Source organism: Azospirillum formosense (genome assembly GCF_040500525.1).
GTDB classification, from domain to species: Bacteria; Pseudomonadota; Alphaproteobacteria; order Azospirillales; family Azospirillaceae; genus Azospirillum; species Azospirillum formosense_A.
Map to the genome: position 1 here is coordinate 975,340 of NZ_CP159402.1, position 21,414 is coordinate 996,753.

21 protein-coding genes are annotated in these 21,414 nt (G+C 70.7%); 9 read left to right on the forward strand and 12 right to left on the reverse strand.

From position 1 onward, the window contains the following. Positions 1–17: 17 nt before the first annotated feature. A complete protein-coding gene (gltX, locus tag ABVN73_RS04640; protein WP_353859126.1) occupies positions 18–1,430 on the reverse strand; it encodes a glutamate--tRNA ligase in 1,413 nt (470 codons plus the stop codon). Between the two features lie 164 nt (positions 1,431–1,594). Between gltX and ABVN73_RS04645 the strand changes: the two genes are divergently transcribed. Then, a complete protein-coding gene (locus ABVN73_RS04645) occupies positions 1,595–3,772 on the forward strand; it encodes a ComEC/Rec2 family competence protein (RefSeq protein ID WP_353859127.1) in 2,178 nt (725 codons plus the stop codon). Between the two features lie 25 nt (positions 3,773–3,797). Here the strand turns inward: ABVN73_RS04645 and lexA are convergent, their stop codons facing one another. The 8 genes from lexA to ABVN73_RS04685 all read right to left on the reverse strand — a co-directional run bounded on the left by lexA (position 3,798) and on the right by ABVN73_RS04685 (position 9,976). Continuing rightward, positions 3,798–4,496, reverse strand: a complete 699-nt coding sequence (gene lexA, locus ABVN73_RS04650) for a transcriptional repressor LexA (protein ID WP_353859128.1) — start codon at positions 4,494–4,496, stop codon at positions 3,798–3,800. 168 nt (positions 4,497–4,664) lie between these two features. Then, positions 4,665–5,882, reverse strand: a complete 1,218-nt coding sequence (glp, locus tag ABVN73_RS04655) for a gephyrin-like molybdotransferase Glp (RefSeq protein ID WP_353859129.1) — start codon at positions 5,880–5,882, stop codon at positions 4,665–4,667. Continuing rightward, complete coding sequence (gene moaC / locus ABVN73_RS04660) at positions 5,882–6,376, reverse strand: cyclic pyranopterin monophosphate synthase MoaC (RefSeq protein ID WP_353859130.1); 495 nt, start codon at positions 6,374–6,376, stop codon at positions 5,882–5,884. Before moaC ends, glp begins: the two co-directional genes overlap by 1 nt. After that, positions 6,373–6,834: a GNAT family N-acetyltransferase gene (locus ABVN73_RS04665; RefSeq protein WP_353859131.1), complete on the reverse strand. Its 462-nt coding sequence runs from the start codon at positions 6,832–6,834 to the stop codon at positions 6,373–6,375. The genes moaC and ABVN73_RS04665 overlap by 4 nt, the downstream gene beginning before the upstream one ends. Positions 6,835–6,871: 37 nt before the next feature. Beyond that, a complete protein-coding gene (gene trpC, locus ABVN73_RS04670; protein ID WP_353859132.1) occupies positions 6,872–7,660 on the reverse strand; it encodes an indole-3-glycerol phosphate synthase TrpC in 789 nt (262 codons plus the stop codon). Continuing rightward, positions 7,657–8,730: an anthranilate phosphoribosyltransferase gene (gene trpD, locus ABVN73_RS04675; protein ID WP_353859133.1), complete on the reverse strand. Its 1,074-nt coding sequence runs from the start codon at positions 8,728–8,730 to the stop codon at positions 7,657–7,659. The genes trpC and trpD overlap by 4 nt, the downstream gene beginning before the upstream one ends. After that, positions 8,727–9,317 (reverse strand): aminodeoxychorismate/anthranilate synthase component II, encoded by a 591-nt coding sequence (locus ABVN73_RS04680; protein ID WP_353859134.1) that lies wholly within the window; start codon positions 9,315–9,317, stop codon positions 8,727–8,729. Before ABVN73_RS04680 ends, trpD begins: the two co-directional genes overlap by 4 nt. A 182-nt stretch (positions 9,318–9,499) precedes the next feature. Further along, positions 9,500–9,976: an STY0301 family protein gene (locus tag ABVN73_RS04685; protein ID WP_353859135.1), complete on the reverse strand. Its 477-nt coding sequence runs from the start codon at positions 9,974–9,976 to the stop codon at positions 9,500–9,502. Between the two features lie 120 nt (positions 9,977–10,096). Between ABVN73_RS04685 and ABVN73_RS04690 the strand changes: the two genes are divergently transcribed. Further along, positions 10,097–11,299, forward strand: coding sequence for a divergent polysaccharide deacetylase family protein (locus ABVN73_RS04690; protein WP_353859136.1), 1,203 nt, complete (start codon positions 10,097–10,099; stop codon positions 11,297–11,299). Positions 11,300–11,326: 27 nt separating this feature from the next. Further along, complete coding sequence (locus tag ABVN73_RS04695) at positions 11,327–11,533, forward strand: heavy-metal-associated domain-containing protein (protein ID WP_353859137.1); 207 nt, start codon at positions 11,327–11,329, stop codon at positions 11,531–11,533. Positions 11,534–11,539: 6 nt separating this feature from the next. On the opposite strand, the gene ABVN73_RS04700 is transcribed toward ABVN73_RS04695, so the two are convergent. From ABVN73_RS04700 to ABVN73_RS04710, 3 genes are read right to left on the reverse strand one after another with little or no spacing between them, the layout of a single operon-like run. Continuing rightward, entirely contained in the window at positions 11,540–12,337 is a 798-nt protein-coding gene (locus tag ABVN73_RS04700; protein ID WP_353859138.1) for a hypothetical protein, read from the reverse strand. Positions 12,338–12,344: 7 nt separating this feature from the next. Next, entirely contained in the window at positions 12,345–13,856 is a 1,512-nt protein-coding gene (trpE, locus tag ABVN73_RS04705; RefSeq protein ID WP_353859139.1) for an anthranilate synthase component I, read from the reverse strand. Between the two features lie 36 nt (positions 13,857–13,892). Next, on the reverse strand, positions 13,893–15,779 hold the full coding sequence (locus ABVN73_RS04710; protein WP_353859140.1) for a SurA N-terminal domain-containing protein: 1,887 nt from the start codon (positions 15,777–15,779) through the stop codon (positions 13,893–13,895). A 216-nt stretch (positions 15,780–15,995) separates the two neighbouring features. Between ABVN73_RS04710 and tpiA the strand changes: the two genes are divergently transcribed. From tpiA to ABVN73_RS04740, 6 genes are all read left to right on the forward strand, one after another. Then, complete coding sequence (gene tpiA / locus ABVN73_RS04715; RefSeq protein WP_353859141.1) at positions 15,996–16,751, forward strand: triose-phosphate isomerase; 756 nt, start codon at positions 15,996–15,998, stop codon at positions 16,749–16,751. 128 nt (positions 16,752–16,879) lie between these two features. Next, positions 16,880–17,212, forward strand: coding sequence for a preprotein translocase subunit SecG (secG, locus tag ABVN73_RS04720; protein ID WP_137140418.1), 333 nt, complete (start codon positions 16,880–16,882; stop codon positions 17,210–17,212). Between the two features lie 160 nt (positions 17,213–17,372). After that, positions 17,373–19,001 carry a CTP synthase gene (locus ABVN73_RS04725; RefSeq protein ID WP_353859142.1) on the forward strand — a complete coding sequence of 543 codons (1,629 nt, stop codon included), beginning with the start codon at positions 17,373–17,375 and terminating at the stop codon, positions 18,999–19,001. A 170-nt stretch (positions 19,002–19,171) separates the two neighbouring features. Beyond that, positions 19,172–19,870, forward strand: a complete 699-nt coding sequence (locus tag ABVN73_RS04730; protein ID WP_353859143.1) for a dienelactone hydrolase family protein — start codon at positions 19,172–19,174, stop codon at positions 19,868–19,870. Positions 19,871–19,972: 102 nt separating this feature from the next. Next, positions 19,973–20,800 (forward strand): 3-deoxy-8-phosphooctulonate synthase, encoded by an 828-nt coding sequence (gene kdsA, locus ABVN73_RS04735; protein WP_353859144.1) that lies wholly within the window; start codon positions 19,973–19,975, stop codon positions 20,798–20,800. A 121-nt stretch (positions 20,801–20,921) separates the two neighbouring features. After that, complete coding sequence (locus ABVN73_RS04740) at positions 20,922–21,356, forward strand: helix-hairpin-helix domain-containing protein (RefSeq protein WP_353859145.1); 435 nt, start codon at positions 20,922–20,924, stop codon at positions 21,354–21,356. Positions 21,357–21,414: the final 58 nt, after the last annotated feature.

Genomic DNA, 21,414 nt, shown 5'->3' on the forward strand with positions numbered 1-21,414 from the left:
ATATCAACGCACGGAAGTTATCCCCGTGCTGCAGTTGCGGCATCCTTCATCCGGGCCAGCGTTTCCGCCCGGCCGAGAAGTTCCGCGACCTCGAAGATCGGCGGCGACACGGTGGAGCCGGTCAGCGCCGCGCGCAGCGGCTGGGCGATCTTGCCCAGCTTCTCGCCCCGCTCCTCGGCGAAGGCACGCACCAGCGCCTCAAGCGCGGCGGCGGTGAAGTCCGCCTCCGCCTCGAAGCGGGCGGCGAGGTCGGTCAGGACGCCGCGGCCCTTCTCGTCCAACAGAGCGGCGGCCTTGTCGTCCATCGCCAGCGGGCGCGGGGCGAGGTAGAAGCGGGCGCTCTGCGCCAGATCGACCACGGTGCGGGCGCGCTGCTTCAGCCCGTTCATGGCGCGGGTCAGCAGATCGCGCTCCGACTCGGTCAGGGGACGGCCAAGCTCCGCCTCCAGCCGCGGGGCGGCAAGACCCACGAGGCGGGCGTCATCGGCCTGCCGCATGTAGTGGGCGTTCAGGTTCTCCAGCTTGGCGAAGTCGAAGCGCGAGGGGGAGCGCCCGATGCCCTCCAGGTTGAACCACTCCACGGCCTGTTCGGTCGAGATGATCTCGTCGTCGCCGTGCGCCCAGCCGAGCCGCAGCAGGTAGTTGCGGATCGCCTCCGGCAGGTAGCCCATGTCGCGGTAGGCGTCGACGCCGAGCGCGCCGTGGCGCTTCGACAGCTTGGCGCCGTCCGGGCCGTGGATCAGCGGGATGTGGCCGAACTCCGGCAGGTCCCAGCCCATGGCGTTGTAGATCTGGATCTGGCGGAAGGTGTTGGTCAGGTGGTCGTCGCCGCGGATGACGTGGGTCACGCCCATGTCGTGGTCGTCCACCACCACGGCCAGCAGATAGGTCGGGGTGCCGTCGGCGCGCAGCAGGATCAGGTCGTCGAGCTGGGCGTTCTGCACCGTCACCTCGCCCTGGACGCGGTCCTTGAGGACCGTCTCGCCCTCCTGCGGCGCCTTCAGACGGATCACCGGCTTCACCCCGGCCGGCGCCTCCGACGGGTCGCGGTCGCGCCAGCGCCCGTCGTAGCGCACCGGCTGTCCCGCCGCCTTCTGGGCGGCGCGCATCTCCTCCAGCTCCTCGGGGCTCGCGTAGCAGTAATAGGCGCGGCCGGCGGCCAGCATCTGCTGAGCCACCTCGGCGTGGCGGTCCTTGCGGGCGAACTGGCTGACCGCGTCGCCGTCCCAGTCGAGGCCGAGCCAGGACAGGCCGTCGAGAATGGCGTCCACCGCGGCGTCCGTCGAGCGCTGGCGGTCGGTGTCCTCGATGCGCAACAGGTACGTGCCGCCGTTGCGGCGGGCGTACAGCCAGTTGAACAGCGCGGTGCGGGCACCGCCGATGTGGAGAAAGCCGGTGGGCGACGGGGCGAAACGGGTGACGACGGTCATGGATGGCTCAATTCCGGGTTCGGCGCTGCTACAGTGCTGCGGCGGCCGCGCGGCGGCTGCTGCGGTGCGACTGCGGTGGTGCGGTGGTGTAACACATTAACGGCGCCGGAGGCATTTGCCTTGCGCGCATAGGCGACAGTATGGCCCACGGGGTTGAAGAGGGCATGGCCGGTGGTATGGCGGCGGAGGGCGGGGACGGCGCCGCTCCGCTCCGTCGCGGCGTCCCCGCGCGCTTGGCGGCGGCGGCGGAGTGCCTCACCGCGGAGCGGGAGCGCTGGGCCCTGTGGCTGCCGGTGGGGACCGGGGCGGGCGTGGCGCTCTACTTCGGCCTGCCCGCGGAACCGCCGCTCTGGCTGGGGCCGGGTGCCGCGGTCGGCTGCCTGCCCCTGCTGTGGCTGGCGCGGCGCCGACTGGCGCCGGTGGTCCTGCTTCTGGGGCTGCTGAGCGTCGCTCTGGGTTTCGCGGCGGCGCAACTCCACAGCGTGGCGGCGGCGGCGCCGATGCTGACGCGCGAGCTTGGGCCGGTGCAGGTGACCGGGCGCGTGCTGGCGGTTGAGCGGCAACCCACCGGGACGCGGCTGATGATCGGGGACCCGATCGTGGACCGGCTGACCCCGCAGGCGACGCCGGCGCGGGTCCGCCTGCATCTGCCGGCTAAGGTGGCTCCGCCGGAGGCTGGAACGGTGGTCCGGCTGCGCGCCATGCTCCACCCGCCGGCCGCCCCGGCCGAGCCGGGGGCCTTCGACCTGCAGCGCCGCGCCTATTTCGAGGGGTTCGGCGCGGTCGGCTTCGTCCTGGGCGCCCCCGTCGCGCAGGAGGCGCCGCCGCCCGGCGGCTGGCGCCGGGTGACGGTGGCTTTCGAGCAGGCCCGCGCCGCCATCGCCGAGCGGGTGCGCGCCGTCGTCGCCGACTCCGCGGAGGCCAGCGTCACCGCCGCCCTGCTGAACGGCGACGCCGCGGCGATCCCCGAGCCGATGATGGACGCCTTCCGCGACAGCGGTCTGGCGCATCTCCTGTCCATCTCCGGCTTGCATGTGGGCATCGCCGCGGGCATCGTCTTCTGGGTGGTGCGCGCGCTGCTGGCGCTGGTTCCCTGGATCGCGCTGCGCTGGCCGATCAAGAAGATCGCGGCGCTGGCCGGCATCCTGTCGGCCATCCTCTACACGCTGCTGGTGGGCGCGCCCTTGCCGACGCTGCGGTCGGTGCTGATGACCGGCCTCGTCATGGGCGCGGTCATCGCCGACCGGTCGCCGATCAGCATGCGTCTGGTCGCCTTCGCCGGCGTCGTCACCGTTCTCTACGACCCGGAGGGAATGCTGGGGCCGAGCTTCCAGATGTCCTTCGCGGCGGTCGTCGCCCTGATCGCCGCCTTCGAACGCTTCACGCCCTGGGCGGTGCGGCGGCGGCGCGACCTGGGCTGGCTCGGCAGGGGCGTCATGGCTCTGGGGGGCATCGCCTTCTCCAGCGTGGTGGCGACGGTCGCGACGACGCCCTACGGGCTCTACCATTTCCAACAGGTCGCCTTTTACGGCGTGCTGTCCAACATGGTGGCGATCCCCATCACGACGGTGTGGATCATGCCCTTCAGCCTGCTGTCCTACCTGCTGCTTCCCTTCGGGCTGGAGGGGCCGGCGGTGACGGCGATGAGCTGGGGAGTCCGGCTGGTCATAGAAACGGCGGAGCGCACCGCGGCGCTGCCCGGAGCGACGGCCTTCCTGCCGGCCATGCCGGACGCGGCCATCGCGGCGGTCACTCTGGGCGGGCTGTGGCTGGCCATCTGGACGGGACGCTGGCGCTGGCTGGGCGTGGTCGCGGTGGCGGGAGGGCTGGTCGCTCCGGTCTTCGCTCCACGGCCGGATGTTCTGGTCTCGGAGGACGGGAAACTGATGGCCGTGCGCAGCGCGGAGGGGCTTCTCAGCCTGTCCGCCGCCAGCGACGGGCGTGTGGCCGACAGCTGGCGGCGGCGCGACGGCATGGAGAAACCGGAGGACAAAGCCGGGCAGGACGTCTGGCCGCTCGCCGGGGTCAGTCTGGACGGGCGGCTGCGCTGCGACGCCCTGGGATGCCTCTACCGTGCGGAGGGGAGGACGGTGGCGCTTCTGCGCCAGCCCGACGCCCTGCCGGAGGATTGCGCGATGGCCGACGCGGTGGTGACCGCCACCCCGTCGCGCGGATGCCGGGCGCCGCTGGTCATCGACCGCTGGCGCCTGCGGAGGGAGGGCGCGCACGCGCTCTACCTGTCGGACAACGGCATCCGGGTGGAAAGCGTGCGCGGACGGCGCGGCGACCGCCCGTGGACGATGGGAGGACAGCTCCCCGATGAAAAGTCCGGGGGGCGTTGAACCGCCGCCCCGGAGCATTCTGCCGTCAGTACTTCCGCACCAGACCGACGAGGCGGCCCTGCACCCGCACCCGGTCGGCGCCGAAGATGCGGGTCTCGTAGGCGGCGTTGGCCGGCTCCAGGGCGACGGTGTTGCCCTTGCGGCGCAGGCGCTTCAGCGTGACTTCGGCGTCATCGACCAGGGCGACGACGATCGAGCCGTTCTCCGCGCTGTCGCAGCGCTGGATGACCACCGTGTCATGGTCAAGGATGCCGGCCTCCACCATGGAATCGCCGGCGACCTCCAGCGCGTAGTGGTCGCCCATGCCGAGCATGGCGGCGGGAACGTCCACGAAGGCGGAGCTGTCGCGCAGCGCCTCGATGGGCGTGCCGGCGGCGATCCGGCCATAGAGCGGAAGCTGCACCGATTCCGACGCCGGGTTCGCCTCCCGTCCGGCGAAGCTGAAGTCGCCCTTGATGACGTTGGGCTGGAACTTGGCGCGCGGCGGCCGGGGGGGGGCGGTCTCAAGCCCCTCCGGCAGGCGCAACACCTCCAGCGCGCGGGCGCGGTGGGGCAGGCGGCGGATGAAACCGCGCTCCTCCAGCCCGGTGATCAGGCGGTGGATGCCCGACTTGGACTTCAGGTTGAGAGCGTCCTTCATTTCGTCGAAGGAAGGGGACACACCGCCCTGCCCGAGCCGCTCGTTGATGAAAAGCAGCAATTCATGCTGCTTGCGCGTGAGCATTTGTGCCTCCCGGCCGGTTCCGCACTAGATATGGAACAAAAGCAAAACGTTCCTTCTTGTTCTAGTTTGGTTCCCAACCCCCGTCAAGCCCTACGGATGAAATCAATCGCAAATCGACAGACAGGACTCCCGAAAAGATCGCCAATGGGAGGGCCGGCGCGAAAGGGATTAAAGCGACAGGACGCCGCCGCTCAGCGGGATCACCGTGACGCGGTCGCCCTCGGCGGCGGCGGTTGCCAGCGGCTCGCGGACGATCAGGGCATCGGCCCGGGCCAGCCGGGACATCATCGCGCTGTCCTGGCGCGGGAAGGGGGTGGCGACGGGCTCGCCGTCCGGTCCGGTGGACAGGGTGGCGCGCAGGAAATCCGTGCGGTCGTCGTTGGCCTTCAGCGGCGCGCCGAGCCGCGCGGCGAGCGTGGCGTTCCCGGCGGGCAACCCCTGGAGACGGCGAAGGACGGGCACCAGGAACAGAACGGCGGCCACCCCTGTGGACACCGGATTTCCGGGCAGGCCGAGCAGCGGCACGCCGTTCGCCGTCCCGAAGATCAACGGCTTGCCGGGCTTCATGGCGACCCGGTAGAAATCCAGCGACAGTCCCCCCAGCACGTCGCGCACATGGTCGTGCTCGCCTTGCGAGGCGCCGCCGGTGGTCACCAGCAGGTCGCAGCCCGCCGCCCCCGCGGCCATGGCGGCGAGATGCTCCGGATCGTCCCTGGCCACGCCGAGGTTGTGGGCGAGCCCGCCCTGGCTGGTGACCAAGGCGCACAGGCCGAGCGCGTTGGAGCTGACGATCTGGCTGGGACCCAGCGGATCGCCGGGCAGGGCGATCTCATCGCCGGTGGCGAGCACGGCGACCCGCGGGCGCCGATGGACGCGCAGCCAGGGCAGGTTGGCCGCGGCGGCCAGGGCGACGTCGCGGGCGGTGAGCAGCCGTCCCTTGGGAAGCAGGTCCTCGCCCGCGGTGAAGTCCAGGCCGGCAGGGCGGATGAAGCGCCCCGCGGACACGGCCCGTCCGACGCGCACGCGGTCCCCAGCGTCCTCGCAATCCTCCTGCATCACCACGGCGTCGGCCCCGGCGGGCAGGGGGGCGCCGGTGAAGATGCGCACGGCCTCGCCCGCGCCCACCGATCCGGCGAAGGCGTGGCCGGCCGCGGACTCGCCGATGCGCCGCAGGGTGACGGGCGCATCCGCCGCGGCCCGGGCGATGTCGGCGGCGCGGACGGCCCAGCCGTCCATGGCGGCGGCGGCGAAGGGCGGCTGGGTCAGGCGGGCGACGGCGGGCTCCGCCAGGACGCGCCCCAGCGCGTCGGGCAGCGGCACCGTCTCCGCCGGCAGGGCGGTGAAGGCGGCGAGGATGCGGGCGCGGGCGTCACCGACCTGCAGCATCAGACCGCGCTCCCCCAGTCGCCGCTCTTGCCGCCGGCCTTGTGCAGCAGCTTCACCTCGGTGATGGTCATGCCGCGGTCCACCGCCTTGCACATGTCGTAGACGGTCAGCGCCGCGACCGACACGGCGGTCAGCGCCTCCATCTCCACGCCGGTCTGGCCCTTCAGCTTGCAGGTGGCGGTGATGTCCACGGCGTTGCGGTCGGGGTCGCAGGTCAGGTCCACCTTGACCGAGGTCAGCATCAGCGGGTGGCACAGCGGGATCAGGTCCGGCGTGCGCTTGGCCCCCATGATGCCGGCGAGGCGGGCCACCGACAGGACATCGCCCTTCTTGACGCCGCCCTGCAGGATGAGCGCCAGCGTTTCCGGCTGCATCAGGACGGAGCCGTGGGCGGTCGCCGTGCGTTCCGTATCCGCCTTGCCGGACACGTCCACCATGACCGCGCGGCCTTCGGCGTCGAAATGGGTGAAGCCGCTTGCGGGCTGGTCGGTCATAGGGGTTTCTCCATGAAGAGGCTCAGCGGGTCCGGGCCGTAGGGGCCGAACGGGCCACGGTCGGCGAAGCCCTGCTTGCGGTAGAGGGCGATGGCCTCGTCCTGGTAGACACCGGTCTCCAGCCGCAGCAGGGACAAGCCGGCGGCGCGGGCCTCGTCCTCGATGCGCTCCAGTAGGCGGCGCCCGATCTGGCCGCCGCGCGCGGTCGGCTGGACGAACATCCGCTTGACCTCGCCATAGCCGCCCTCGGTGTCGATGCGCATGGCGCCGCAGCCGACGACGGCCCCCGACCGCCGGGCGACCAGGAAGCGGATGTCCGGTTTCGCCAGCGACCGCAGGTCGAGCAGATGGTTGCTCTCGGCCGGGTAGAGGTCGCCCAGATAGCGGTCCAGCTCCTCGATGAGCCGAACCACCTCGTCCTGGAGCGGGCTTTCACGGGCAATGGTCACGTTCGGCACGGCGTCGCTCCTCCCCATTGCTTTTTTTTAATTGGTCTCAGGCGAGCAGGGCGCGGGTGGCCGCGGTCACATCCTCCTGCCGCATCAGCGATTCACCGACCAGGAAGCAGCGCGCCCCGACCGCCGCCATGCGCGACAGGTCGGCCGGGCTGTACAGGCCGCTTTCGGCCACCAGCATCCGGTCGGCGGGCACATGGGCCGCCAGCTCCTCGGTCGTGGCAATGTCCACCGCCAGGGTCTTGAGGTTCCGGTTGTTGACGCCGAGCAGCGGGGTCTTCAGCGCCAGCGCGCGGTCCAGCTCCTCGCGGTTGTGCACCTCGACCAGCACGTCGAGGCCCCAGGCGATGGCGGTTTCCTCGATCTCGGCCGCCTGCGCGTTGCTCAGCGCGGCCATGATGATCAGGATGCAGTCGGCGCCCAGCGCGCGGGATTCGGCGATCTGGTAGGGATCGACCATGAAGTCCTTGCGCAGCACCGGCAGGTCCACCGCGGCCCGGGCGGCCAGCAGATAGTCGTCGCAGCCCTGGAAATAGGGCTCGTCGGTCAGCACCGACAGGCAGGTGGCGCCGCCCTCGCGGTAGGCGCGGGCCAGCGACGGCGGGTCGAAGTCCGGACGGATCAGGCCCTTCGACGGGCTGGCCTTCTTGATCTCGGCGATCAGGCCGTAGCGGCCCCCGTCCACCGTGCGGCGCAGCGCGCGGATGAAGCCGCGCGCCGGATCGGCGGCGCGGGCGGCGTCCTCCACCGCGGACAGCGGGCGGGCGGACTTGCGGGCTTGGACCAGCGCGCGCTTGTCGTCGCAGATGCGGGTCAGGACGTCGCTCATGGCGCGGCAACCGGTTCGTTGGAGATGGACGAATGGGTGATGGACACGAGATGCTGGAGCACGGCGCGGGCGGCACCGCTGTCGATGGCGTGGCGGGCCCGCTCGACGCCCTCCTTCAGGTCGCCGGCCTTGCCCGCGACGTGCAGCGCGGCGGCGGCGTTCAGCAGCACGATGTCGCGGTAGGCGCCCTGGGCGCCGTCGAACAGCGCGCGGATGGCCTCGGCGTTCACGTGGGCGTCGCCGCCCTTCAGAAGCTCCGGCCGGGCGCGGAAGATGCCGGCCTGCTCGGGCTCGATCTCGAACACGGTGACTTCGCCGTCCTTGAGCTGGGCGACGGTGGTCGGGCCGGTCGTGGTGATCTCGTCCAGCCCGTCGGAGCCATGGACGATCCAGGCGGCCTCCGACCCCAGGCGCTTCAGCACGTGGGCCAGCGGCTCCACCCACTGCTTTGCGTAGACCCCGAGAAGCTGGCGCTTGGCGCTGGCCGGGTTGGACAGCGGGCCCAGCAGGTTGAAGATGGTGCGGGTGCCCAGCTCCACGCGGGTCGGGCCGACGTTGCGCATGGCGAGGTGGTGGCGCGGCGCCATCAGGAAGCCGATGCGGGCGTCCCACAGGGCCTTGCGCACCAGACCCATGTCGCAGTCGAGGTTGACGCCCAGGGCGCCCAGCACGTCGGCGGCGCCCGACTTGGACGACATGGCGCGGTTGCCGTGCTTGGCCACCGGCACGCCGCAGGCGGCGATGACGACCGCGGCGGCGGTGGAGATGTTGTAGGTGCCGGAGCCGTCGCCGCCGGTGCCGCAGGTGTCGATGGTGCCGTCCGGGGCCTCCACCGGGATGGCCTTGGCGCGCATGACGCGGGCGGCCCCGGTGATCTCGTCCACCGTCTCGCCGCGCACGCGCAGCGCCATCAGGAAGCCGCCCATCTGCGACGGGGTGGCGTTGCCCGACATGATGATGTCGAAGGCCAGCGAGGCCTCCGGTTCGTTCAGGGCGTTGCCGGCGGCGACCTTGGCGAGGATGGCCTTCATGTCGGTCAGGTCGCCGTGCGGCGTGGACGGCGTGCTCATGCGGCGGTCTCCAGCCGGCGGGTCGTGTTCAGGAAGTTTTCCAGGATCTTGTGCCCGTGTTCGCTCTCGATGCTTTCCGGGTGGAACTGCACGCCGTGGATCGGCAGCTCGCGGTGGGACAGCGCCATGATCAGGCCGTCCTCCGTCTCGCCGGTCACCTCCAGGCAGGCGGGCAGGGTAGCGCGCTCGACGATCAGCGAATGGTAGCGGGTGGCCCGGAAGGGAGAGGGCAGGTCCTTCAGGACGCCGCGCCCCTGGTGGAACATGCGGTTGACCTTGCCGTGCATCGGCACCGGCGCGCGCAGCACCGTGCCGCCGAAGGCCTGCCCGATGGCCTGATGGCCCAGGCACACGCCCATCAGCGGAACGCCGGCCTGGGCGGCGGCGTCGATCAGCGGCAGGCAGATGCCCGCCTTGTCCGGGTCGCAGGGGCCGGGCGACAGCACGATCCCTTCGGGGCGGAGCGCCATGGCCTCCTCCACCGTCAGGCTGTCGTTGCGGCGGACGTCCAGTTCGGCGCCCAGTTCGCCCAGGTAATGGACGAGGTTGTAGGTGAAGCTGTCGTAGTTATCGATGAGCAGCAGCATGGGGCGCCCCGGCATCCTTCCGGCCTGTCGTTTCCGGTCCGTTGTTCACGGCCCAATCGTCCCGGAATAGCGTTCCGGCCTTGTTCCAAGGCGGGTACCCTAGCGGCTGAAGCGGCGGATTTCCAGCCCGTCCGAACCCGGAAACAGCCGAGACTGGGCGGCAGGGGCTTGGCGTCGGCGGGTTAGCGGCAGAGGAACTGCGGCGTCGCCGCCGGCTTGTCCAGGACGATGCCCCGCGCGTCGGTCTCCTCGGTGATCTGGCAGCGCCGCACGGTGCGCGGCAGGTCGATCGCCAGCGTGGCCTGCGTCCCGGCGTAGCGGCAGATCAGGAAGACGTTGCCGCGCCGGGCGGCGGGGAAGTCCCATTGCCGCGTCTCCGAGCGGCCCCGCCGCAGGCTGCGGTCCGGCTCCAGCGCCGCCGGGGTGGCGGCCATAGAGGGGGCCTGGGTGGGAGACGCCATCTGCGCCGCCCGGTCGCCCTCCACCAGCGCGACGCCCGCGAAGGCGTGCTGGTCCTTCGCCGGGTAGGGCGACCAGCCGCCGGGGGCCTCGGGCTGGGCCTGCACGGTCAGGTTCGACGGGCAGCGGACCTCTTCGGCGAGGGCCGGGCGTGCGATGGCGGCGAGAAGAACCGCCAGCAGGATCAAAGTTTGGAGCATGGCGGGTCACAGCATAGTCCCAGCCGGCGGGAGCCTCCACCCCGCTCCGCTGTTGCAAGGGACGGTGCGGGGGTGCCACCTTGCGCTCAAACCGGAAACCAGGGTTCGAGATTCCTTCCTATGGCCAAGAAAACGCCGCGCAAGCCACAGAAAGCCGCGGCACGGAAGCCATCGCCGAAAACGCCCGCCGCATCGGGGCGCGCCGTCTCGCCGGTCCTGCTGGCGCTGGCCGGGGTGATCGCGGTCTTCGCGGTGGCGCTCGGCGCGCGCTTCATCATCGGGCGCGACGCGCCGCAGACGGAGACCGTCGTGGAGCGGGAGGCGCCGGTCATCGCCCCGGCCATCCCGCCCGCTGCCGCGCCGATCAAGACGCCGTCGCCCAAGGTCGCCGACGCGCCGCCCCCGCCTCCGCCCCCGCCGGTTCGCGAGGCCGAACCCGTTCCGGCGCCCGTTCCCGCGCCGCCTCCCCAGGTGACCGAGGCCCCGGCCCCCGTTCCGGTTCCCGCGCCGCCCCCGCCGCCGGCCCTGACTCCGAAGCCGGTGGTGGCGATGTTGCCGCCTCCCGTCGCCCCGCAGGAACTGCCCAAGGTGGCTCCCGGCGCGCCGCTGTGGAAGAAGAACGCGCTGCCCTTCCGCGCCCCGCCGGGCAAGCCGGCCATCGCCATCGTCATCGACGACATGGGCGTGGACCGCAAGCGATCGAACCGCGCGGTGTCGCTGCCGGCGCCGCTGACGCTGGCTTGGCTGCCCTACGCCCATGAGCTGCCGGCCCAGGCCCGCGCCGCCCGTGCCGCCGGGCACGAGCTGATGCTGCACCTGCCCATGGAGCCCAGCGGCGCCGCCGATCCGGGGCCGCAGGCGTTGCGCGTGTCGCTCGACAAGGGAGAGATCCTGCGCCGGACCAAGATGGCGCTGGACAGCTTCGACGGCTATGTCGGGGTGAACAACCACATGGGCAGCCGCTTCACCGCCGATTCCGCGGCCATGGCGCCCGTGCTGGGGGAGATCGCGCGGCGCGGCCTGTTGTGGCTGGACAGCCGGACCACCGCGAAGAGCGCCGGCCTGACCCTCGCGCGGGAGTTTCAGATGCCCTTCGCCGGTCGTGACATCTTTCTGGACAACGAGATGACCGTGCCGGCGGTGCGCGGCCAGCTCGCCAAGACGGAGCAGGTGGCGCGCAAGCAGGGCTACGCCATCGCCATCGGGCACCCGCACGATGCGACAATCGACGCACTGGCCTCCTGGATGCCGGACGTGCAGAAACGCGGCTTCGTCCTGGTTCCGGTCAGCGCCGTCGTGCGCGCCCATCACACCGGCGGGTGACCGCCGGTCCCGCTTGAGGAGAGTTCCATGGCTGACACCTACAAGGTCGGCGGCATGACCTGCGGCGGCTGCGCCCGCTCCGTCACCAACGCCATCGGCAAGCTGGCGCCGGGCGCCGCCGTGACGGTCGACCTCGACGCCGGCACCGTGGCCGTCGAGGGCGGCGTCGCCCCCGAGACGGTGAAGACGGCCGTGGAAGGCGCCGGGTTCGAATTCGGCGGACAGGCCGGCTAGCGCCTCTCAGCCCGGGCGGCGCAGCCGCCACACCAGCAGGCCGCCGGCCCAGGACAGCGACACCGCCAGCGCGGCGCCGAGCGCGACGAACCGTCCGGCGGGTTCGGCCAGCAGATGGGCGGTGGTCAGCGCCAGGGCGAGGCCGGGGTTGGTCAGCAGCGCGCTGCGCATCGCCGCGGCGACCACGCCGCCGCCCATGCGGCCGTGCAGGATCACCGTCAGGCTCGTCAGGGCGATGGGGAACACCGCGGCGATTCCCGTGGCCGCCGGCCCGATGCTGTGGCTGAGCGTCGTCACCGTGGCGACCAGCAGGCCGACGAGGCCGGCGCGGGCCGGAATGTCGTACCAGCGCGACCGCGCCGACCGGACCATGCCGTCCTGCGGGATCGGCGCCGACACCGCCCAGGCGGCGATCCCGTAGCAGGCCAGCGTCAGCAGAACCGCCAGCGGCAGCGTCCAGTCGACGGCAGAGCGCAGGGTGGCCGCCACCGCGATCCAGAAGACGGAACTGGTGGCGACCGTCGCGGGCATGCTCCAGCGCGGGGCGATCCGCACCAGAAGCGCCAGATAGAGGACGATCGTCGCGTTCCCGACCATTCCCGACAGGGCGGCGTCGGCGACGAAGCCGTCGCCATGCTCCATCGCCAGCAGCACGAAGGCCGGTCCGGTGGAGACGGGCAGGGCGGTGATCATGCCGCCGTAAAAGGGGCCGGCCTTCTCCGCCGCCAGCGAGGCGACGACGACGACCAGGGCCGCCGCCACGATCTTGATGATCAGCGGCAGCAGCAGCGCATCGAGGGGCATTCGGTCCTTACCGGGCGGAGGTCTCGCGGACGGTTTCCTCCGCGGCGCGGATCAGGGCCATCGACTTGTTGACGGTCTCCTGGTACTCGGCCTCCGGATCGCTGTCGGCGACCACGCCGCCGCCGGCCTGCACGTACATCATCCCGTCCTTCAGGACCGCGGTGCGCAGCGCGATGCAGGTGTCCATGGCGCCCGACGCGCCGAAGTAGCCGACGCAGCCGGCGTAGACGCCGCGGCGGGCCTTCTCCAGCTCGTCGATGATCTGCATGGCGCGGACCTTCGGCGCTCCCGACACGGTGCCGGCCGGGAAGCCGGCGATCAGCGCGTCCAGCGCGTCGTGCTTGGGGTCGAGGTCGCCCTCGACGTTGGAGACGATGTGCATGACGTGGCTGTACAGCTCCACGATCATCTTCTGCGTCACCTTGACCGTGCCGGTGCGCGCGACGCGGCCCACGTCGTTGCGCCCGAGATCGAGCAGCATCAGGTGCTCGGCCAGCTCCTTGGGGTCGCTCAGCAGGTCCTCGGCCAGCGCCTGGTCCTCCGCCGCCGTGGCGCCGCGCTTGCGGGTGCCGGCGATGGGGCGGACGGTCACCTTGCCGTCGCGCACGCGCACCAGGATCTCCGGGCTGGAGCCGACGACCGACAACTCGCCGAAGTCGCAGTGGAACAGGAAGGGCGACGGGTTCAGGCGGCGCAGCGTGCGGTACAGCGCCAGCGGCGACGGCTTGAAGGGGAAGCGGATGCGCTGGGACGGCACAACCTGGAAGATGTCGCCGGCCCGGATGTACTCCTTCGCCCGCTCCACGATCGCGTGATACTCCTCGCGCGTCGTGTTGGAGGTCCAGGCGAGCGGCAGCCCGTCCTTGGTCCGCGGCTCCCGCCGGTAGGGCAGGGGGCGCTCCAGGTCGGCCACCGCGTCCATCAGACGCTCGCGGGCGTCGCCGTAGGCGGCGGTGCCGTCGACCCCCGGCTTCGGCCAGACCGGGGTGACCAGAGTCACCGAATCGGTGTGGCTGTCGAAGATGGCGACGATGCTGGGGCGCGACAGGATGGCGTCGGGAATGCCCAGCTCGTCCGGGTTGTCGTCCGGCAGCCGTTCCATCAGCCGGACCATGTCGTAGGTCAGGTAGCCGAACAGGCCGGCGGCCATCGGCGGCAGGGCGTCCGGCAGGTCGATCCGGCTCTCGTTGATGAGGGCGCGCAGCGACTCCAGCGGGGCCGCGTCGATGGGCTCGTAGGCATCGCGGTCGTGCAGGGCGTTGCGGTTCACCTCCGCCCGGTCGCGGCGGCAGCGCCACACCAGATCGGGCTTGAAGCCGATCACCGAGTAGCGGTCGCGCCGCGACCCCGCCCCGCGCTCCGCCGATTCGAAAAGGAAGCCGAAGGGGCGCCCGTCGGCCAGCTTCATGTAGGCGGAGACGGGGGTCTCCAGATCGCTGACCAGCGTGGTCCACACCACCTGCGGCTTGCCGGCCACATAGGCGGTGTGGAAGGCGGCGAATTCCGGCTGAACCTTCACGGGACGGGCCTCGACTGAGTGGGCGACGGAGTTGGGTTAGTTGCCGCTGGCGAAGAACTGGTCGATGCGGTTGCGGTGAACCTCGACCGGATAGCGGTTGCGCAGCGCGTTGCCGAACTGGGCCATGATGTCGCTTTCCAGCCCCTGGGCCACGGTGCTCTCCACGGTCGCGAGCGTGGCGTCGCTGGCCGCCGGGTCCGCCGGGATGATCTCCTTCAGGCGGGCGACGACCTGGCTGTCGGCGGTGGCGCCGGTCACCGTCTCGCCGGGCTTCACCTCGAACAGCTTGCGCACCAGCTCGCCCGGCAGACCCTCGACCGAGCGGGCGTCGCGGGTGAAGGGCGTGGTCATGGCGAAGCTGGCGCCGGACTGGCTGGCGACGTCCTGCGCCGCGGCCTCCGAGCCCTGCTTCAGCTTGGCGGCGATGTCCTGGGCCCTCTCGGCGGCCAGCTTGGCGCGCTTGTCGTCCTGCCAGCCGGCGACGGCCTGATCGCGCACCTCGGCCAGCGGCTTCGGGGCGGCCGGCGTCACGCCGTCCACGCGCACGGCGTAGAAGACGTTGTTGGGCGCTTCGGTCAGGTTGGAGGTGGCGCCGGAGGCGAGCTGGAAGGCCGTCTGCACCATGGCGGCGAAGTTCGGGCGGCCCGGGGCGGCGTCCTTGCCGTCCGGCGCCTTGCCGCTGCTGTCCACCGCGGCGATCTTGGCGATGGGCAGCGACTGGGCCTGGGCGACCTCCTCCAGCGGGGCACCGCTGGCGAGCTGGTCCTCGACACGGTTGGCGATGGAGTAGAGCGAATCCATCGCCTTCTCCTTGCGAAGCTCGGCCAGTAGCTGGTCGCGGGCCTCCTCGAAGGTCTTGGTGGCGCCCGGCTGGATGGCGGTGACGGTCATGACGTGCCAGCCCAGCCCGCTGCGCACCGCGTCGCTGGCCGCGCCCTGGGCCAGGGCGAAGGCGGCGTCGCCGATCTCCGGCAACTCGTTGCGGGTGACGTTGTCCAGCGTGATGACGTCGATCCCGGCGTCCTTGGCGGCGGCGGTCAGACCCTTCGCCTTGGCGGCCTCGGCGATCTGCTTCGCCTTCGCCTCGTCGTCGGCCAGGACCATCTCCACCGTGCGGCGCTCCGGCGTGCCCAGCTCGTCGGCGCGCTCATCGTAGGCGGCGCGCAGCTCGTTGTCGGGGATCTGGATGTCCTTGGCGATCTCGTCGGCGGAGAGCTGGGCGATGCTCAGCGCGCGGTATTCGGGCGCGGTGAAGCGGACCTGATGGTCCTCGTAATAGCGGGTCAGCTCCGCCTCGTCGGGCACGCCGACGTCGCCGATGGCGGCGTTGGGCAGGGTCACCACCTCGGCCACGCGGCGCTCCCCGCGGAAGCGGTAGAGGTCCTGGACCAGCGGCTTCGGCGGGGTCACCCCGGCGCCGACCGCCCCGGCCACCAGGTCGCGCGCGGTCTCGCGGCGCAGCAGGGCGACGTAGCCGTCCTCGGTGAGCTGGTTGTTGCGCAGCACGCTGCGGAACTGGTTCGCGTCGAACTGGTTCTGCGCATTGCGGAAGGCCGGCTCCTCGGCGATGCGCTGGCGCACCACGTCCGCGCCGACCGAGATTCCGGCGTCGCGCGCGGCCTGATCGTAGAGCGCGCGCTGCACCAGCGCCGACAGCGACTGGTCGAGCAGGCCGAACTGGCGCGCCTGCTCCGTCGTCAGGTTGCCGCCCAGCATCGGGCGCAGCCGCTCCATCTGGCGGCGGAACTCCTGGTCCAGCTCCGCCCGGTCGATGTCCACCTTGCCGACGGACGCGACGGTGCTGGAGATCCCGCCTGTGCGGATCATGTCGCCGATGCCCCAGGCCGCGAAGCTGACGATGAGGAGCACGAACAGGATCTTGACGACCCACGAACCGGCGTAAGTGCGGATGAACTGAAGCATGGGACCCGAAGTGAGTGCGCAAAGGGCGGCCCTGCGGCCGGGGCGGCATCATAGGCACCCCGCGAAAGCCCGGCAACACCCCATTTCCCCCGCGATTCCCCATCGGAAAGAACCCGTTGGACGGGTGGAAATGCCCGGCGCTCCTTGCTAGACAGGGGGCGCACTTTGCCAACGAACACCCGCACCAACAAACGAGAGCCGGAGGACGAAAACGCCATGGCCGCACGCCGCAAACTGATTGCCGGGAACTGGAAGATGAACGGGCTGAAGGCCGATGGGCTGGATCTGGCCTCGGACCTCGCCGGGCGCCTGACGGGGGCCGGGACGGTCGCCTTCGACATGCTGGTGTGTCCGCCCTTCCCGCTGCTGTTCCCGGTGGGCGACGCCATCTCCGGCAGCCCGCTGGCGCTCGGCGCGCAGGACTGCCACGCCAAGACCTCCGGCGCGCACACCGGCGACGTCAGCCCGGCCATGCTGACCGACGCCGGCTGCCGCTACGTCATCCTCGGCCATTCGGAGCGCCGCGCCGACCACGCCGAATCCGACGCGCAGGTCGCCGCCAAGGCGGCGGCCGCCCACAAGGCGGGCCTGATCGCCATCATCTGCGTCGGCGAGACGGAGGCCCAGCGCGACGCCGGGCAGGCCGACGCCGTCGTCGCCAGCCAGCTCAAAGGCTCGATTCCGGAGGGCGCCACCGCGGCGAACACCGTCATCGCCTACGAGCCGGTCTGGGCCATCGGCACCGGCAAGACCGCCACGCCCGACGACGTCAAGGCGATGCACGCCCACATCCGCGCGGAGCTGGCCGGCAAGACCGCCGATCCCGACGCCGTGCGCGTCCTCTACGGCGGCTCGGTCAAGCCGGGCAACGCGGCGGAACTGATGGCGGTTGAGAATGTGGACGGGGCGCTGGTCGGCGGCGCCGCGCTGAAGGCGGACGATTTCTGGGCGATCGCCACCAGTTGCCGCTAGCATATCGCGCAGGACCGCGTTAAAAACAGTGGGCGCGCGCCACGGGCCCTTGCCAAGGTCCGTGGCGCGCTGTTGGTTTGGGCGGTCCCTGCGGATCGCTCCGGGAAGGGATCAAGGGAACGGGCTGCATGGAATCGGTGCTTCTGGTCATTCACCTGCTGATCGCCCTGGCGCTGGTCGGGGTCATCCTGATCCAGCGGTCGGAAGGCGGCGGTCTCGGCATCGGCGGCGGCAACATGGGGGGCATGATGTCCACCCGCGGCACCGCCAATCTGCTGACGCGGACCACCGGCATCCTGGCGGGCTGCTTCATGGCGACCAGCCTGGTCCTGGCGGTCCTGGCGGGCGCGCACAAGGCGCCGACCTCGATCATCGACACGATGCCGGCCCAGCCCGTGGCCCCGGCGGCTCCCGCCCAGCCGGCGGCGCCGGCGCAGCCCGCCCCGCCGGTCGCCCAGTAAAGGCGGCCAGGCACAGCGCGACGCGGCTCCGGCCGGGTCTGACGTGAGGCGGCCTCCCCCGAAGCCGCCTCTTTCTTTTGAGGATCGTCGATCTGGGCAGCGCCCGGGGGGCGGTCCGAATTCGGGGAACGGATCAGGCTCTGAAGGTCTTCGGACGGACATGACTCGCTACATCTTCATCACCGGTGGCGTCGTTTCCTCGCTGGGCAAAGGTCTGGCGTCGGCGGCGCTTGGGGCGCTTCTCCAGGCGCGCGGCTACAAGGTGCGGCTTCGCAAGCTGGACCCGTACCTGAACGTGGACCCCGGCACGATGAGCCCGTACCAGCACGGCGAGGTCTATGTGACCGACGACGGCGCTGAGACCGACCTCGACCTCGGCCATTACGAGCGCTTCACCGGCGTGGCCGCGCGCCGTGGCGACAACATCACCACGGGCCGGATCTATTCGACCGTGATCGCCAAGGAGCGCCGCGGCGACTATCTGGGCGCCACCGTGCAGGTCATTCCGCACGTCACCGACCAGATCAAGGACTTCATCCGCGCCGACACGACCGACGAGGACTTCATCCTCTGCGAGATCGGCGGCACGGTGGGCGACATCGAGTCGACCCCCTTCCTGGAAGCCATCCGCCAGTTCGGCAACGAGGTCGGTCCGGAGAACGCCCTGTTCATCCACCTGACCCTGCTGCCCTACATCCCGACGGCGGGCGAGCTGAAGACCAAGCCGACCCAGCATTCCGTGAAGGAACTGCTGGGCATGGGCATCCAGGCGAACATCCTGCTCTGCCGCGCCGACCGTCCGATCCCGGACAACGAGCGCCGCAAGATCGCGCTGTTCTGCAACATCCGTCCGGAGCGCGTGATCGCCGCCCTGGACGTCGATTCGATCTACCAGGTTCCGGTCAGCTACCACGAGGAAGGCTTCGACACCCAGGTGCTGGCCTATTTCGGCCTGCCGACCGAGGGCAAGCCGGACCTGTCGCGCTGGACCAGCATCGTCGAGCGCGTGCGCAAGCCGCAGGGCGAGGTGACCATCGCCGTCGTCGGCAAGTACACCAGCCTGCTCGACAGCTACAAGTCGCTGGCCGAGGCGCTGACCCACGGCGGCATCGCCAACAACGTCAAGGTCAAGCTCGACTGGATCGACTCGGAGATCTTCGAGGACGACAGCGCCGTGCAGCGGCTGGAGAACGTCCACGGCATCCTGGTGCCGGGCGGCTTCGGCTCGCGCGGCACGGAGGGCAAGATCCGCGCCGCCCAGTTCGCCCGCGAGCGCAAGGTGCCGTACTTCGGCATCTGCTTCGGCATGCAGATGGCGGTGATCGAATCGGCCCGCAACATGGCCGGCATCGTCGACGCCGGGTCGACCGAGCTGGGCAAGCCCGGCAACCCGGTGGTCGGCCTGATGACCGAGTGGATGCGCGGCAACAGCCTGGAGAAGCGCACGGAAGGCACCGACCTCGGCGGCACCATGCGGCTCGGCACCTACCCGGCGAAGCTGGTCCCCGGCAGCAAGGTCGCGGAGATCTACGGCACCACCGACATCACCGAGCGGCACCGCCACCGCTACGAGGTGAACGTCTATTACAAGGATCGCCTGGAGAAGGTCGGCCTGCTGTTCTCCGGCCTGTCGCCGGACGGCGAGCTGCCCGAGATCGTCGAGATTCCGGACCATCCCTGGTTCATCGGCGTGCAGTTCCACCCGGAACTGAAGTCCAAGCCCTTCGACCCGCACCCGCTCTTCACCTCCTTCATCAAGGCGGCGATCGAGCAGAGCCGGCTGGTCTGATGCGCCGAACGGGGGAGGGCATTCCTCCCCCGCGCGTTCCGGTTCCAGGGTTCCGGTGGGTATAGTGACAGCGGCGGCCGAGCCAACGGCCGCCGCTTTTGCGTTATGGGCCGGGGGAAAACCAAGGGACCCCGGAGAGCCGAAGGCAAAACCAAGGGTTGGGAGACACCATGACCGACATCAGCATCCCCGCCGGCGACGGCGGCAGCTTTTCCGCCTATGTGGCCAAGCCGGCGGGCGGCGGACCGGCGCCGGGACTCGTCGTCATCCAGGAGATCTTCGGGGTCAACCAGGTCATGCGCGACCTGTGCGACGGCTTCGCCGCCCAGGGCTGGCTGGCCGTCTGCCCGGACCTGTTCTGGCGGCAGGAGCCGGGCGTGCAGATCACCGACAAGACTCAGGAGGAGTGGAACCGCGCCTTCGCCCTGATGAACGGCATGGACCAGGACAAGGCGGTGGACGACCTCAAGGCCACGCTGGCGTGGCTGCGCCAGAGCCCCGACTGCACGGGCAAGGCCGGGTCGGTCGGCTACTGCCTGGGCGGCCGGCTGGCCTTCATGATGGCGGCGCGGTCCGATTCCGACGCCAACGTCAGCTACTACGGCGTCGGCCTCGACGGTCTGACCGGCGAGGCGGCGAGCATCACCAAGCCGCTGCTGATGCACATCGCCGAGAAGGACCAGTTCGTCCCGGCGGAGGCCCGTGAGAAGATCCTGGCCGCGGTGAAGGGCAACCCGAACGTCACCGCCCACGTCTATCCGGGTGTGGACCACGCCTTCGCCCGCGCCGGCGGCGCTCATTTCGACGCCGAGGCGGCGGAGCTTGCCAACGGGCGCACGACAGCCTTCTTCAAGCAGCATCTGGGTTGACGCCATTCCGGTTGACCGGGATCGCCGATATCTGGGAAGGAATGGGCAGCGCGAGGGGCCGTCGGCAAGAGTCCCCTCGCATTGCTTTTTGGAGAGCACGGGATGACCACCGCCAAGACCGTCCAGATCGGCAACCTGACCATCGCCAACGACCGGCCCTTCACCCTGATCGCCGGACCGTGCCAGATGGAAAGCCGCGACCACGCGCTGGAGACGGCGGCGGCGCTGGTGGAGATGACCGGCGCGCTCGGCATCGGGCTGATCTACAAGTCGTCCTTCGACAAGGCCAACCGCACCTCCATCAGCACCGCGCGCGGCCTCGGCATGGACAAGGCGCTTCCGATCTTCGCCGAGATCAAGGAGCGGTTCGGCTGCCCGGTGATCACCGACGTGCACGAGGCCGACCAGTGCTCCCCGGTGGCCGAGGTGATGGACGTTCTCCAGATCCCCGCCTTCCTGTGCCGCCAGACCGATTTGCTGATCGCCGCGGCGAAGACGGGGCGGGCGGTCAACGTCAAGAAGGGCCAGTTCCTCGCCCCCTGGGACATGAAGAACGTCGCGGCGAAGCTGGTGGCGTCGGGCAACGACAAGGTGCTGCTGTGCGAGCGCGGCGCCAGCTTCGGCTACAACACGCTGGTGTCGGACATGCGCTCCCTGCCGATCATGGCGGAGACCGGCTTCCCGGTGGTGTTCGACGCCACCCATTCGGTGCAGCAGCCGGGCGGGCAGGGCACGACCTCCGGCGGCCAGCGCGAGTTCGTTCCGGTGCTGGCCCGCGCCGCCATCGCCGTGGGCGTCGCCGCGGTCTTCATGGAAACCCACGAGAATCCGGACTGCGCGCCCAGCGACGGCCCGAACATGGTCCCGCTGAAGGAGATGCCGGCCCTGCTGGCGCGGCTCCAGGCCTTCGACCGTCTGGCGAAGGCCTGACAAGAGAGCCTGACGAAAGGACAGGTCCGGGAACGGCGTGCCGGTCCCGGCGTTGCCCAAGGCACCGCGGGCGCCGCGCTTACCGGTGGAGCGCCCGCGGGTTGAGCCATGGAGCAACGCCATGAAGCCGATCCGCCTGTGCGCCATCGCCGCCGTCGCCAGCCTTGGCGCGATGATCGCCGTTCCCGCCGTCGCGCAATCGACCGCGCCGTCCGCAACGCCGTCCACCGCACCCATGCCGCAGGCCAAGCCGGCCATGCCGCCGGGCCACAGCGGCGCCACCACCGCGCCGCCGATGGGCAGCGGGTCGTCGTCGACCGCAAAGGCCAAGGTCATCGACCTCAACACCGCCGGCAAGGACGAGCTTCAGACCTTGCCGGGAATCGGCGAGGCGCGGTCCGAGGCGATCATGAAGAACCGCCCCTACCGCTCGAAGGACGAACTGGTCAGCAAGAAGATCGTCCCGCAGAACGTCTATGATGACATCAAGGGCCGGATCGCCGCAGTCGGCGGTTCCAAGACCAGCGCCTCGGCGGCGGGCACCCCGAAGAAGTGAGCCAGTCCCCTCTCCCCTCCGCTCACGCTCAAACGACGTTTGGGCTGACGGGACCGGC